At 70.6% G+C, this 15042-nt stretch carries 10 protein-coding genes; 8 read left to right on the top strand and 2 right to left on the bottom strand.

Going from position 1 to position 15042, the window contains the following annotated elements:
• Nucleotides 1–303: 303 nt before the first annotated feature.
• Nucleotides 304–1752 carry a ricin-type beta-trefoil lectin domain protein gene (locus tag AB8735_RS23890; protein ID WP_372409264.1) on the bottom strand — a complete coding sequence of 483 codons (1449 nt, stop codon included), beginning with the start codon at nucleotides 1750–1752 and terminating at the stop codon, nucleotides 304–306.
• 174 nt (nucleotides 1753–1926) lie between these two features.
• Here AB8735_RS23890 and AB8735_RS23885 point away from each other — a divergent pair, with 174 nt between their 5' ends.
• The 8 genes from AB8735_RS23885 to AB8735_RS23850 all read left to right on the top strand — a co-directional run bounded on the left by AB8735_RS23885 (nucleotide 1927) and on the right by AB8735_RS23850 (nucleotide 14192).
• On the top strand, nucleotides 1927–3324 hold the full coding sequence (locus AB8735_RS23885; RefSeq protein WP_372409261.1) for a class II fumarate hydratase: 1398 nt from the start codon (nucleotides 1927–1929) through the stop codon (nucleotides 3322–3324).
• 127 nt (nucleotides 3325–3451) lie between these two features.
• Nucleotides 3452–4144: a DUF402 domain-containing protein gene (locus AB8735_RS23880; RefSeq protein WP_344020328.1), complete on the top strand. Its 693-nt coding sequence runs from the start codon at nucleotides 3452–3454 to the stop codon at nucleotides 4142–4144.
• Between the two features lie 223 nt (nucleotides 4145–4367).
• The gene (locus tag AB8735_RS23875; RefSeq protein WP_344020330.1) at nucleotides 4368–5048 is read left to right on the top strand and encodes a methyltransferase domain-containing protein; all 681 of its coding nucleotides are present in this window, start codon (nucleotides 4368–4370) and stop codon (nucleotides 5046–5048) included.
• A 64-nt stretch (nucleotides 5049–5112) separates the two neighbouring features.
• Nucleotides 5113–7131, top strand: a complete 2019-nt coding sequence (locus AB8735_RS23870) for a SpoIIE family protein phosphatase (protein ID WP_372409258.1) — start codon at nucleotides 5113–5115, stop codon at nucleotides 7129–7131.
• Nucleotides 7132–7279: 148 nt separating this feature from the next.
• Complete coding sequence (locus AB8735_RS23865; protein ID WP_372409255.1) at nucleotides 7280–8740, top strand: catalase; 1461 nt, start codon at nucleotides 7280–7282, stop codon at nucleotides 8738–8740.
• Nucleotides 8741–8911: 171 nt separating this feature from the next.
• Nucleotides 8912–9475: a hypothetical protein gene (locus tag AB8735_RS23860; protein ID WP_344020336.1), complete on the top strand. Its 564-nt coding sequence runs from the start codon at nucleotides 8912–8914 to the stop codon at nucleotides 9473–9475.
• A 250-nt stretch (nucleotides 9476–9725) separates the two neighbouring features.
• Nucleotides 9726–13787, top strand: a complete 4062-nt coding sequence (locus AB8735_RS23855; RefSeq protein ID WP_372409252.1) for an SGNH/GDSL hydrolase family protein — start codon at nucleotides 9726–9728, stop codon at nucleotides 13785–13787.
• Between the two features lie 90 nt (nucleotides 13788–13877).
• The gene (locus AB8735_RS23850; RefSeq protein ID WP_372409249.1) at nucleotides 13878–14192 is read left to right on the top strand and encodes a hypothetical protein; all 315 of its coding nucleotides are present in this window, start codon (nucleotides 13878–13880) and stop codon (nucleotides 14190–14192) included.
• A gap of 71 nt (nucleotides 14193–14263) precedes the next feature.
• Here AB8735_RS23850 and AB8735_RS23845 read toward each other — a convergent pair whose 3' ends face one another.
• A complete protein-coding gene (locus tag AB8735_RS23845) occupies nucleotides 14264–14722 on the bottom strand; it encodes a DUF2690 domain-containing protein (protein ID WP_372409247.1) in 459 nt (152 codons plus the stop codon).
• Nucleotides 14723–15042: the final 320 nt, after the last annotated feature.

Genomic DNA, 15042 nt, shown 5'->3' with positions numbered 1-15042 from the left:
CCCCGCTCGGGTTGCGCCCGCGGAGCCCTTGCTCGGTTGCGCCTGCCGGGCCCCTGCTCGGTTGCGCCCGTTGGGTCCTGACCGGGGCTGCGCCCCTGGCCCCCGAAGCGCCCTGCGGGCGCTGTCCTCAAGCTCCCCGGAGGGGGCCAGGGGCGGAGCCCCGGAAGCAGGGGTGCAGGGGGCGCAGCCCCCGCCGGGCGCAGGGGGCGGAGCCCCCGCCCCACCGCGGCGGAGCCGCGGTACCGGGCCCCGGGGCGGAGCCCCGGAAGAAACGGTGAAAGGGCGGGGTCGGGGGAAGAACACCTACGCGAAACGCTGCCCCGCCGAGCCGTCGCACTTCTGCAACCGCACCGGCTCCTTCGCCCCCGACAGCGTCAGGCACAACTGCGGCGCCGCCGCAGGCCGATACGTACCGCCGGACCGCGCGAAGCGCTGGTTGTCACCGCCGTGGCAGTTCCACAGCACCACCGCCGCCCCCGCGGCGTACTTGCCCTCCGGCACGTCCACGCACCGGTCGTGCGTCAACGCCGTGTGCAGCGAGCCGCGTTCGCCGTCGTACCACCACTCCTGGTTGCGGTTCCCCGTGCACGGCCATCCGCCGACCTCCGTGCCGTTCCGCGTCACGGCGCCGTACGCGTCCACGCACGCACCACTGGCGGCGTTCTTCAACGGCCGGTACGCCTCGTCCCACGAACCCTCGTACAGCACCGGATTGTCCGTGCTCGCCGGGTCCGCGCAGCCCGCCTCGCGGTAGCCGGACGCGTAGAACCGGCTCAGGCAGGACGCGAACGCCGCGTGCCCGCGCGCGTTGGGGTGGAAGGACTGCCGGACGGAGTTGGCGTCCGGCGGGACGGGGTTCGACAGGTCGAGCCACAGCCCGCGCACCCAGGTGTTCTCCATACAGACCTCGTGCCCGTGGAAGAGGCGGGAGTTGTCGAGGAAGTACGCGCCCGACTCCAGCGCCGCCTTCCGCATTCCGCGCTCGAACGCCGGCACGGCCCCGTTGCGGGCCCAGGTCGCGTCGGAGGTGTAGCCGACGCAGCCGCCCGGCAGCTTGCCGGGGTAGTCGGGGTTGTCCTCGAAGTCGTCCCCGAGCGGGCTCGGGTAGCCCATGACGACGAGCTTGTAGTCGCCGTCGGCGTACCCCGCGCCGGACATCACGGCGCGCAGGTCCGCGACGGTCCGCTTCACCTTCGGCACCAGGCCGTCGACACGCGCCTGCCAGCCCGGTTCGTACTTGGGCTGACAGGCGCCCTGGAGGGTGAGGTAGCGGGTGACGCAGTCGGTGATCACCGGACCGAACTGGAGGTCGTCGTTGGCCCCCGCGACCAGCAGGACCAGCTTGACCCGGGTGTTGCGGGCCTTGATCGCCAGATTGTCGCTCTGCACCAGTTCGTCCGCGTACTGCTTGGTGCCGCCGATGCGGATGTTTCCCGTGTCGGCGCCGGAGCAGGCGACGTTGTAGGTGACGTCGGCGGGGACCGACGTGCGGTGGATGGCGGAGTCGGGCGAGCGGTGGCACCAGTTGGAGGGACCGGCGGTGCCCGGTTCGTAGGTGCCGACGCCCTCGCCGGATATCTCGCTGTCGCCCAGCGAGACCAGCGCGCTCTTGCGCTCCGCGAGCGGCCGCTCGGCCGCGTCGCCGTAGAGCTTCACCGCCTCCGCGGCCCGGATCTTCTCCAGTTCGGGGGAGAGGGGGGACGAGGCGCCGGAGCGCGTTTCCGCATGGGCGGACGGGATATTTGCGGCCATTCCTCCAAAAACGGCTGCGAAAGCCGTCAAGGCGGCAAGCGAACAGCGCAGGGTGGGTCTGCGTGTCATGGAGCCTCCCCGATTTCTTTTGTTACCCGCGGTATTTACTGGCTGGTAGTGGCCTTTGGGAACAGGTGGAACGAGACAAACGCTGTTCCTGTCAGGAGGTAAGTGATGACGACCGACAGCGATCAGTACCGGACCGAGCACGACTCGATGGGCGAGGTCCGGGTGCCCGCCCACGCCAAGTGGCGGGCCCAGACCCAGCGGGCCGTGGAGAACTTCCCGGTCAGCGGGCAGCGGCTGGAGCGCTCGCACATCGCGGCCCTGGCCCGGATCAAGGCGGCCGCCGCCAAGGTCAACGCCGAACTCGGCGTGATCGACGCGGACATGGCGCGGGCCATCGCCGAGGCGGCCGACGAGGTCGCGGAGGGCCGCTGGGACGACCACTTCCCCGTCGACGTCTTCCAGACCGGCTCCGGCACGTCGTCCAACATGAACACCAACGAGGTCGTCGCCACCCTGGCCGGCGAGCGGCTGGGCCGTGCCGTCCACCCCAACGACCATGTCAACGCCAGCCAGTCGTCGAACGACGTCTTCCCCTCGTCCATCCACATCGCCGCCACGGCCGCCGTCACCGGTGAGCTGATCCCGGCGCTGGAACACCTCGCCGCCGCACTGGAGCGCAAGGCCGAGGAGTTCGCCGAGGTCGTCAAGTCGGGGCGGACGCATCTGATGGACGCCACTCCCGTCACCCTCGGCCAGGAGTTCGGCGGCTACGCGGCCCAGGTCCGGTACGGCGTCGAGCGGCTGCGGTCCTCGCTCCCCCGGCTCGCCGAACTCCCGCTCGGCGGAACGGCGGTGGGCACCGGCATCAACACCCCGCCCGGCTTCTCCGCGGCGGTCATCGCCGAGATCGCCCGCGCGACGGGCCTGCCGCTGACCGAGGCCCGTGACCACTTCGAGGCGCAGGGCGCGCGGGACGGGCTGGTCGAGACGAGCGGCCAGCTGCGGACGATCGCCATCGGCCTGACGAAGATCTCCAACGATCTGCGGTGGATGGCGTCCGGACCGCGGACGGGTCTGGCCGAGATCAACCTCCCCGATCTCCAGCCGGGTTCGTCCATCATGCCGGGCAAGGTGAACCCGGTCGTCCCGGAGGCGGTGCTGATGGTGGCCGCGCAGGTCGTCGGCAACGACGCGACCGTCGCCACGGCGGGCGCGGCCGGCAACTTCGAACTCAACGTCATGCTGCCCGTGATGGCGAAAAACCTTCTGGAGTCGGTGCGGCTGCTCGGCAACGCGGCGCGGCTGCTGGCCGACCGGACGGTCGACGGCATCACCGCGAACGTGGAACGGGCGCGGGAGTACGCGGAGTCCTCGCCGTCCGTCGTCACGCCGCTGAACCGGTACATCGGTTACGAGGAGGCGGCGAAGGTGGCGAAGCGGGCGCTGGCGGAGCGGAAGACGATCCGGGCGGTGGTGATCGAGTCCGGTTATGTGGAGCGGGGGCTGCTGACGGTCGAGCAGCTCGACGAGGCGTTGGATGTGCTGCGGATGACGCGGCCGTAGGGCGCGTTCCGCTCCGGCCCGGCCCTCTGCCCGGAGGGCGGGGCTCCGCCCCCGGCCCCCAATCCCCCGCATACCCATGCGGTATACATCACGGCACACCCCACCCCCCTCCCCCTAAGATCTGCGCATGACAGCGCAAGTGGAAGCGGAACCCCCGGCGAACGGCGGCGGCCCCGGGCACTGGGCCCCCGGCGACCAGATCCTCTGGCGCTACCGCGCCAACGCCACCGACCGCGTCCACATCTGCCGCCCCGTGACCGTCGTCCAGGACGACCCCGGGCTGCTCGCCGTCTGGCTCGCCTCGGGCACCCACTGCGTACGCCCCGTCCTCGCCGACGGCACACCTCCGTACCAGGAGCCCCTCGCCACCCGTTACACCAAGCCGCGCACCACCGCCGTCGGCGCCTGGACCGGTACGGGCGTCCTCAAACTGGCGCGCCCCGGCGAGCCGTGGTCGGTCTGGCTCTTCTGGGACCTCGACTGGAGGTTCCGCAACTGGTACGTGAATCTTGAGGAACCGCTCGCGCGCTGGGCCGGCGGGGTCGATTCCGAGGACCACTTCCTGGACATCGCCGTCTATCCGGACCGGCGTTGGGAGTGGAAGGACGAGGACGAGTTCGCCCAGGCGCAGCGCGTGGGGCTGATGACAGCCGCTCGGGCCGAGGAGGTACGGGCCGCCGGGCGCGCGGCGGTCGAGCACATCGAGTCCTGGGGCGCACCGTTCACCTCCGGCTGGGAGCGGTGGCGGCCCGACCCGGCGTGGCCGGTGCCGGCGCTCCCCGACGACTGGGGGTGCGGCCCGGCACCGCAGCGGGCGTGAGCCCCGGCGGGCGCGACGGCCGGAAGCGCTTGCCGTCGCCCCGCGGGGCGACCGTAGGATCGTGCACCGTGGCACTGCGGCGCGGCGGGGCATGGACGCACCCGGGCCGCAGGGGATATGACGAAGCGTCAGAAAAATGACGTCAGGAAAATTGACGTCGGAAAAAATGACGTCGGAAAAATGAAGCGGAACCATCGGGCGAGAAGGCAGAAGGGGCGCATCCGTGAGCGGTGACGACGAGCAGCGGGCCTATGACGGTTACGCCCCGACGGGCCTGGACCGCAACGGCCAGGCCGAGGCGTTCGACGCCATCGGCGACCGGTACGACGAGGCCTTCCCGCACAAGGACGGCCAGATCGCCTCCGGCGCCTGGCTGGCCGGGGCGCTGCCGGCGGGTTCGCGGGTGCTGGACATCGGCTGCGGCACCGGCCTGCCGACCGCCCGTCAGCTGGTGGACGCCGGACACGCGGTCGTGGGCGTCGACCTCTCCGCGGGGATGCTGGAGCTGGCCCGCGGCCATGTGCCGGAGGCCGACTTCCACCTCGCGGACCTGGCGGAGCTGCGCGACGGCCGGCTGGGCACCTTCGACGGCATCGCCGCGTTCTTCGCCCTGCTGATGCTGCCCCGCCCGGAGATCCCGCACGCGCTGCGGATGCTGCACGGGCTGCTGAGACCGGGGGGCCTGATGGCGCTCTCGATGGTGGAGGCGGACGTGGACGACTATGCGATACCGTTCCTCGGCAACACGATCCGGGTATCGGGTTATCTGCGCGACGAGTTGCGGGAGGTCGTCCGCGCGGCGGGCTTCGAGATCGCCGGCGAGAGCACGCTGGCGTACGCCCCGCTGAGCACGGACGTACCGCCCGAGATCCAGCTCTTCCTCAATCTGCGACGCGCCGCCTGATCAGGGTGATCACGGTGCGCCCTGTGCGACCGGGCTTACGGCCCCGACGGATGGAACCCCACGCGTGACGGAGCAGACCGACTCCCACGGAGGACAGCGGAATGCCGCAGTCCGGCCCACCCGGCCCACCCCCTCGCCGGCCGCCCCGCCGCGCCCCCGCACCGGCGACGAGCCCGACGAGGCCCTGCCGCTGGCGCGCGGGGCGCATACCGTGCGGCCCGCCATGAGCGGCGGCGTCGACGGACCCGCCGACCCGCCCGACGGGGAGGGCGGCGTGGGCCGTGCCCATCCGCCGGCCGACGGCCCCAAACCGGCGGGCGGCACGGGCGGGGAGCGGCTGCGCTTCGTCGGCGCGGCCACCCGCCGGATCGCCCGCGGCATCGACCTGGACGAGATCGTGCTGGGCCTGTGCCGGGCCACCGTGCCGACCTTCGCCGACGCCATCCTCGTCTATCTGCGCGACCCGCTGCCGGTCGGCGACGAACGCCCGGTCGGCCCGGTCGTGCTGCGGCTGCGCCGCACCGACCGGCTGCCGGAGTACGCGCGGGGCCTCGGCACCCCCGAGACCGCCTGGGGAGCCGAATCCCTGGCCTCGCTGCCCGGCGCCCCGGCGCCCGCCGACGGACCCGGCCTCGGCCTGGAGCTGGCGGACGCCGCGGCCGAGCGCTGCGAGGTGCGCATAGGCGGGCCGCTCGCGGAGGTGCTGCGGGGTGTCCGGCCGGTCTTCGGGGACTCCTCGGCCGCGCGGGCGGCCCTGCCCGAACTGCTGGGCGCGGACCGGCCCGTACCCCAGCAGCGGCGGACGATCCTCGCCCCGCTGCGCGGCCGGCGCCGGGTCATCGGCGCCGCGGTGTTCATACGCCGGCCCGACCGGCCGGCCTTCGAGGGCGACGACCTGCTGGTCGCGGCGCAGCTGGCGACGCACACCGCGCTCGGCGTGGACAAGGCGGTCCTCTACGGCCGCGAGGTCTACATCGCCGACGAGCTCCAGCGCACCATGCTCCCCGACTCGCTCCCCCAGCCCACCGGCGTCCGGCTGGCCAGCCGCTATCTGCCGGCCGCCGAGACCGCCCGGGTCGGCGGCGACTGGTACGACGCGATCCCGCTGCCCGGCAACCGCATCGCGCTGGTCGTCGGCGACGTGATGGGCCACTCCATGACGTCCGCCGCGATCATGGGCCAGCTGCGCACGACCGCGCAGACCCTGGCCGGGCTGGACCTGCCGCCGCAGGAGGTCCTGCACCATCTGGACGAGCAGGCGCAGCGGCTGGGCTCGGACCGGATGGCGACCTGCCTCTACGCGGTCTACGACCCGGTCTCGCACCGCATCGTGATCGCCAACGCCGGCCATCCGCCGCCGATCATGCTGCACCGCGGCGGCCGCGCCGAGGTGCTCCGGGTGCCGCCCGGGGCGCCGATCGGCGTGGGCGGGGTGGACTTCGAGGCCGTGGAGCTGGACGCACCGGCCGGTGCGACGCTGCTCCTCTACACGGACGGCCTCGTCGAGTCGCGGATCCGGGACGTGTGGACCGGGATAGAGCAGCTGCGCGAGCGGCTGATCGACACCGCGCGCCTCACCGGCCCCAACCCGCCGCCGCTGGAGCCGCTGTGCGACGAGGTGCTGGGCATGCTGGGCCCGGGCGACCGGGACGACGACATCGCGCTGCTCGCCGCGCGCTTCGAGGGCATAGCGCCGAGCGACGTCGCGTACTGGTTCCTGGATCCGCGCCCCCAGACGGCCCGGCAGGCCCGCCGGCTGGCCCGGCGCGCGCTGGACCGCTGGGAGCTGGGCGAGCTGAGCGACGCCGTCGAACTGCTGGTCAGCGAGGTGATCACCAACGCGGTGCGGTACGCGGAGCGCCCGATCACGCTCCGTCTCCTGCGGACGAACGTGCTGCGCTGCGAGGTCGGCGACGATGTCCCCCAGCTTCCCCGGCTGCGCCAGGCGCGGCCCTCGGACGAGGGCGGCCGTGGGTTGTACCTGGTCAACAAGCTGGCCCGGCGGTGGGGCGCCACCCGGCTGAGCACGGGAAAGGTGGTGTGGTTCGAGCTCGCCCTGCCCCCGCGCGGTCACTCGGGGTGACGGATCGCCCCGTTCGGCGGTACCGGGTGAAATCCTGGACGGAGTCCAAGGCCCTGTTGCCGACGCGCTGTCGACGGAGTTCACTTGGCCGATGTGGAGGGCGGCTCGGACGACGCCCTCACCATCACCCGTTCCCGGGAGGCGTCCCATGACCGACTCGGCGCAGCAGACTCCGTACACCACCGACAACGTGGGCATCCCCGTGGAGAGCGACGAGCACTCGCTCACCATCGGCGACAGCGGCCCCATCCTCCTCCAGGACCACTACCTCATCGAGAAGATGGCCCAGTTCAACCGGGAGCGGGTCCCGGAGCGGGTGGTGCACGCCAAGGGCGGCGGCGCGTACGGCACCTTCCGGGTGACCAACGACGTCAGCCAGTTCACGAAGGCGGCGCTCTTCCAGCCGGGGAAGAGCACCGAGGTGCTCGTCCGCTTCTCCACGGTGGCCGGCGAGCAGGGCTCCCCGGACACCTGGCGCGACCCGCGGGGCTTCGCCGTCAAGTTCTATACGGAACACGGTAATTACGACCTCGTCGGCAACAACACCCCGGTCTTCTTCGTCCGCGACCCGCAGAAGTTCCAGGACTTCATCCGCTCCCAGAAGCGCCGCCCGGACAACGGCCTGCGCGACAACGACATGCAGTGGGACTTCTGGACACTGTCCCCCGAGTCCGCCCACATGGTCACCTGGCTGATGGGCGACCGCGGCATCCCGAAGACCTGGCGCAACATGAACGGCTACAGCTCGCACACGTTCATGTGGGTCAACGCGGGTGGCGAGAGGTTCTGGGTGAAGTACCACTTCATCACCGACCAGGGCATCGACTTCCTCACCCAGGAGGACGCGGACCGCCTGGCCGGCGAGGACCCGGACGTCCACCGCAAGGACCTCTGGCAGGCCATCGACAGCGGCAACGCCCCGTCGTGGACCCTCAAGGTCCAGATCATGCCCTTCACCGACGCGGCCGACTACCGCTTCAACCCCTTCGACCTGACGAAGGTCTGGCCGCACGCCGACTACCCGCTGCACGAGGTCGGGAAGATGACCCTCGACCGCAACCCCGAGGACTTCTTCGTCCACATCGAGCAGGCCGCCTTCGAGCCGTCGAACCTGGTTCCCGGCATCGGCCCGTCCCCGGACAAGATGCTCATCGGCCGTCTCTTCTCCTACCCGGACACCCACCGCTACCGCATCGGCCCCAACTACACCCAGCTGCCGCCCAATCGGCCGCACTCGGTGGTCAACTCCTATGCCAAGGACGGCCCGATGCGCTACGAGCCGGCCAACACGGCCCGCCCGTACGCCCCCAACTCCTACGGCGGCCCCGCCGCTTCCCCCCAGTTCGGCGACATCGCCGGCTGGTCCGCCTCCGGTGACATGGTCCGCGAGGCGTCGAGGCTGCACCGCGAGGACGACGACTGGGGCCAGGCGGGCACGATGGTCCGCAAGGTCCTCGACGACGCCGCCCGCGACCGCCTCGTCTCCAACGTCTCCGGCCACCTCCTCAACGGCGTCAGCCGCCCGGTCCTCGACCGGGCCCTGCAGTACTGGCGCAACATCGACAAGGAGACCGGGGACCGGATCGCGACGCGGGTGAACGGCGGCTGAGCCGGGACGACGCCTGCTCCTGCCCCCTTTTCCCGACGGGAAACAGGGGGCAGGCGCTTGTGACCCAATCCACAGGAACGGCGGCATAAACCCCTGGTAAGTTCCTGCCGACCAGCGGAAACGATCATGTTCTCCGCTGACATGCACTGATCAACGGGGGATTGTTTCACCATGTCCAAAAAGTCGTTCCGGGTTGCCGCCGTCGCCGCCGCACTGACCGTCTTCGGCCTGGCCGCGCCGCAGACCGCCCTCGCCGGAACCAGCAACCCGGCCCCGAAGCCCGCCTCCGTGTCGGCCGGTGACATCCACTTCTCCGCCAAGGCGACCGCGAAGACGAAGTCCCTGGTCAAGGCCAACCTGAAGGCCGCCGCGGCCGGCGCGAACGTGTGCGGCGCGGGCTACAACGTCTCCGTCTACGCGGAGCGCATGCCCAACCCCAACCAGCGCTACGCCACGCTCTACCTCTGGACCAACGGCCAGAGCACCGGCCCGAGCTACGACGACAAGCCGATCTGCGCCGTCCTGGCCAACGAGACGGGCGCCAAGCAGTCGATGGGCATCCGCCTCAAGTCCAACTACACCGACGACGCGGCCCGCGAGGACTTCGGCACCTTCGGCACCTACGCCGGCCCGGTCTACCAGAACCGCGGCTACTGCGGCACGGTGTACTCCTACATGAAGATGGGCGGCCGCGTGGTCATCGACGCCGTCCGTGGCGTGGGTTCCTGCAACTAAGCGGATCGGGCAAGGTCCGCTGCGGTTCGGCAGCGCCCGGAGGGGCGCGAGGAACTGCGCGACCGGCCACGACGGCGCCGCAGCCGATCGACGACCCGTCACGGAATGTCCAGCGGAGCGCTCAGGCGCTCCCCGGCTTCCTCCACCCCAGTCTCCGCCCCCGCTGGCGCGCCCTTTCGCGTGGCAGCGGGGGCGGTCTGCATGCCGGAACGATTCGGCATGAGCTCAACCCGCATAAAGGAACACCCTGTTGAAACGCAATCTCCTGTGGAGTGCGCGCATACCGGTGACAGCGGCCGTGACCATGGCCCTGTCCGCCGGCATCGGCACGACCCAGGCACTGGCCCTGACGGCACCGCCGCCGGGCAGTGCCGACGGCTGGTCCGCACCCGTCGGACCGGGCACGGGCAAGGACGGCGACAAGCCGTCCGCCGTCCCCGCCAAGCAGCGCACCGAGGTCCTCGGCAAGGACTACAAGTCCTCCGCCGACCGGGCCTTCACCACCTCCGGTGACGGCACCGGCTTCCACCTCCTCGTCGCCGACGAGAAGAACGGCTACGCCTGGAAGACCGCCGCGTCGCTGTCCGAGACCGGGTTCGACACCGACACCTGGATCGGCAACGCCTGTCTGACCGAGTCCGGGAAGTACGCGGCCGTCGCCTACGCCCCGCGCACCTTCACCAACAAGCCGGACCTGATGACCCACGGTGCCTTCACCGCGGTCGTCAGCCTGGCCGACGGGAAGGTCACCAAGCTCCCGTTCCAGGCCACGCTCGGCTACTTCTCCCCCGGCTGCGGCAAGGGCGACAACGCCGTCTTCACCGCGCTGAGCGACGAGAAGTCCAAGGTCGCGCGGACCCGCCTGGTCTCCGTCAATGCGGTCGACGGCAAGGTCTCCACCGACAACACCCTGGCGGGACAGCTCACTTCGGCCGTCCCGGTCAAGGGCGGCATCGCGGCCGCACGCGCCAACCAGATCGTCAAGGTCGAGGGCGGCACGGTCCGTCCGGTCGCGACGACGAAGTCCCTGCCGTTCCAGCTCCGCGCGGACGCCGACGGCGGCGTGACCTTCATCCAGCCCGACATGCAGCCCCGCAGGACGGCCGCCGCCACGGCGGGCTCCCCCGGGGACACCGCCAGGGTCTCCCGCGTCGGCGCGGGCGACCTGGACCGGCCGGACGCCCGGCGCAAGCCCGCCGACCTGGCCCGGGGCAGGCTCTCCGCGTTCGACCTCACCGCCACCGCGGGCGGCCAGGTCTATGTGACCGGCAAGGCCACCACCGAGGCCGGCGCCGCCAAGGTGCTGCACAACCCCGGCGGCCTCGACAAGGACGCACGGGTCTCGACCCACGGCCGGGCCGCGCTCACCTCCCGCTGGGCGGACGGCAAGGACACCCGGATCCGCCCCGAGGAGGCGCTCACCGAGCGCACCACGCGCACCACGCTGACCGCGCTCGGCACCCGGAAGACAGTCACTCTGGACGCCCAGCCCGGCGGCGACCGGATCGGCGGCGACCGCAACGCCCGGGCCGGCCACGCGATCAGCCCCGTGCTGAAGGCGGCCGCGGGCCCCGCCCGCCGGTCCGCCGTGGCCGACGGCGTCTCCGACGACCGCTACTGCGCCGTGCCCCGCGGCGACGCCAGGAAGCAGGCGTTCCAGCCCACTCCGCGGCAGATCGAGTGGGCCGTCGACCAGGCGGTCGTCGGCAAGCTCAACAAGGGCGCCAGCCGCCCGGCGAACTGGAAGAACATGGGCATGGCGGCGTACTCGCCCCAGTCCCTGTTCCCCCTCACCTCGCTGGACGGCGGCTCGGGCGAGGACTGGCACGTCCCCGCGCAGGTGATGCTCGGCGTCACCGCGCAGGAGTCCAACATGTGGCAGGCCGCCCGCACCGTCGTCCCGGGCGTCACCGGCAATCCGCTGATCGGCAGCTTCTACGGCGTCAAGTACGCCTCCAACGGGAAGCAGGGCGACCCGTGGGCGATCAACTGGAAGGAGTCCGACTGCGGTTACGGTGTCACCCAGGTCACCGACGGCATGCGGCTCGCCGGCAAGGAGCGCACGGACGACCACGGCAACAAGATCGAGCAGCCCAAGTCCCCGGTGCAGCAGGAGGCCGTGGCCCTGGACTACGCGGCCAACATCGCCGCCGGCGTCAACATCCTCGTCGATAAGTGGAACCTGACCCGCAAGGACGGGATGGTCATCAACGACGGGAACCCGAAGTCCATCGAGAACTGGTTCTACGCCCTCTGGACGTACAACACCGGCTACCACCCGCAGAACACGGCCGGCCAGAACTCCGGCAAGTGGGGCGTGGGCTGGACCAACAACCCGGCCAACCCGCTGTGGAAGATCAACCGCGGGATGTTCCTGGAGTCCGCGACCGGTGGTGACGACTACTCCCAGGCCTCGCACCCGCAGGACTGGCCGTACGAGGAGAAGGTGATCGGCTGGGCCGCCCGTCCGATCTCCGCGATGTTCAAGCCCGGCGACTTCCAGCCCGGCTACCGGGCCGCCTGGTGGACGAACCCGATGGAGCGGACCAAGTCCAAGCCTCCGTTCTCGCTCTTCTGCGACGGGTCCAACGACTGCGACCCGTCGAAGATCTCCTCGGGCATGTCCAACGAGACCGGCAAGGGTCCCTGCACCCTGCCCGGCGACCCGGACTCCAAGAACCCGCTGTACCTCAAGTGCTGGTACACCAAGCCCGCGAAGTGGAAGGACTGCGGCAACAAGGTCTGCGGCAACCCGGTCCACCGCTTCGACGACACCTACCCTGAGCAGCCGGACGCGGAGTCCTACCCGCCGCGCTGCAACACCGGTCTCCCGGCCGGCTCGATGATCGTCGACGACCTGCCCAACGGCATGACGCCGGCGGGCTCGTCCGGCCGGTGCCCCGGAGGCGTCTCCTCGCAGGGCACCTTCGGCTTCGACTTCGCGAGCGAGTCGTCGAAGATGGACCTGCACCAGATCGGCGCGGGCAACGGCAACCACTTCTGGTTCGCCCACACCCGCTCGAAGATCAACACCGCGGACGGGGCCAAGACCTACCTCAAGGGCACCTGGACCCTGAACTCGTCCAAGCGCGGCTGGATGCGCGTCTTCACGCACATCCCGGACCACGGCGCCCACACCCGTCAGGCCGCCTACGCGGTCGGCGGTACGGACTCCAAGAGCCCGACCCGGGTGCACCCGCAGCGGGTGATGGAGAACAAGTGGCTCGACCTGGGCGTGTTCAACTTCACCGGCACGCCGACCGTCAGCCTCGACAACGACACCGAGGACGGCACCGGCGACGAGGACATCGCCTGGGACTCCGTGGCCTTCCAGCCGCTCCCGGGCAAGCCGAAGGACATGGTCGTCGCGATGGGCGACTCGTACTCCTCCGGCGAGGGCGCGACCGCGCCCGGCGGCAAGGACTACTACCCCGAGTCCGACTTCTACGACAAGCAGCAGAAGTCGGCGAAGGACGCCTGCCACCGCTCCAAGCTCGCCTGGTCGCGTCAGGCGACCCTGCCGGGCAACAGCAAGTCCACCGGTGAACTCGCCGACGCGTGGGACCCGAACATGGACTACCACTTCACGGCCTGCTCCGGCGCCCGCCTCTTCAACATCGTGAGCAGGAACCAGAACAGCGAACTGGCCCAGCTCAAGCAGGGCTACCTGGACCAGAACACCACCCTGGTGACCATGTCGATCGGCGGCAACGACGCCCGGTTCACGGACATCGTCAAGAAGTGCGTGATGCCGACGCTGCTCAACTGCCAGGCGAACGACCTCGACAACATCGACCCGGACGGCGGCGCGGACCCCGGCGGCAGCACGGGACCGCTGAACCAGTGGGCGCCGAAGTGGCTCCACGACCAGATCCGGCCGCGGATCGCCGCCGCCCTCAAGATGATCCACGACAGGGCGCCGAACGCCAGGATCGTTCTCATGGGCTACCCCAGGCTCCTGGAGAACAAGGGCTCGTGCGTCATGAACATGGAGGAGGTCGAGGGCACTTGGCTCAATGAGCTGGCGAACACCCTCGCGTCCGAGATGCAGGGTGCCGTGGACGACGCCAACTCCCAGTACCGGGCGAACGCCGTCTTCTCCGACCCGCGCGACAAGTTCGCCGGAAAGGCGATCTGCGGAGATCCCGAGTCGGTGCACGGCATCGTGCTGAGCGGACACGCCCAGGCCGACAACGAAGGCCCCTGGTGGCTCGGCGGGACCGCCCCGTCGATGCAGTCCTTCCACCCCAAGCCGGCCGGCGCCCGCCTCTACGCGGACTCCCTGGAGGCCACCCTCTCCGGCAAGAAGTAACCGCAGAGGACAATCACCACCCGAGCGCGGGGCCCTGGGCACGGATGCCCGGGGCCCCGCGCCCTTTTCACCCATCCTCGAGGAGAACCAGTGGACCGCAGACGCGAACCGGCCGCCGACGCCGCCACAGCGGTCGGCCTGATCGTCCTGGACGCGATCGTCACGCTCTTCACCCTGCTGACGGTGATGACCGAAGCCGGATACGACGTCTTCACGAGCGCCGAGGACAACCACGTCGACAACGCGGTCCCGGTGATCACACTCGTCGTTCTGGGCGCCCTCGCCGCGCTGTCGGCCTGGCCGCTGCGGCGCGCCCGGTTCGCCGTCAGCGGTTCGGTGCAACTCCTGTGCGCCGGCGCCCTGTGGTGCTGGGCGCTCTACGGGGCGACCCGGGGCGGCGCCTGACGCACCGGTGCCCCTATTCCCTCCCGGGAACAGGGGCACCGGATCATCCGACCGCTACGACAGCGCGCCGCTCACCACTTGTTGGTGCACTGCACGCCGTACGGCGCACCGCTGTCCTTGGTGAAGCCCACACACGCCCGGTAGGTGTAGATGTTGCCGCCGAGCATGTTCGACCAGTCCGAGGAGTTGTAGGTCTGGGGGGTGTTGACGCTGAGCGAGCGCACCAGCTTGTTGCCTTCGTACTTCTCGATCGTCGCGTAGGAGCTGTACCAGGAAGGGGTGGCCTTCTGCGTCGTGCGCACCCAGGCGGCCTGGCACTTGGGCGACCAACGCAGCTCCGCGACCCGGCCGTTGTTGTCGACGGAGCCGCGACCGACCGCGTCACCCTCGCAACCGGTGCCCTTGGGGCCCTGGTTGTCGCAGCTGGTGCCGAGGCAGCCCGCCGCGTAGGACGTGCCGGCGAGCGGGATCAGCCCCATCACGACGGTCGCGGCCGAAACAGCGGCGACGCGAGAAGCAATCTTGAGCATGGAAATTCCTTACGTACATTCTCGGTGAAGTGCGGCATAAATGCGACCGACGATGTCGATCAACATATGGGGCTGGTAAGCCACTTGTCCAGAAATACGGAACCGTCTCCACCGGAAAAGGCCCCACCACCTCGCGCCCATGGCGGCGCCACTCAGGACCCGGCCCGCCCGGCATCGATCATCCCCCCGATGACCAGCAGGGCAACGGGAAGGACGATGAGCAGGAAGGCCATGACCCAGCCCATCCTCGCCGTGGTCCTGCGCGCGACCTTCCTGCACAACAGAGTCGCGAACGCCAGGTAGAGGAAGAAAGCGAGAAA

The sequence above is a fragment of the Streptomyces luteireticuli genome (assembly GCF_041519305.1).
Lineage (GTDB): Bacteria > Actinomycetota > Actinomycetes > Streptomycetales > Streptomycetaceae > Streptomyces > Streptomyces luteireticuli.
This window is presented reverse-complemented; position numbering and strand designations above follow the sequence as displayed.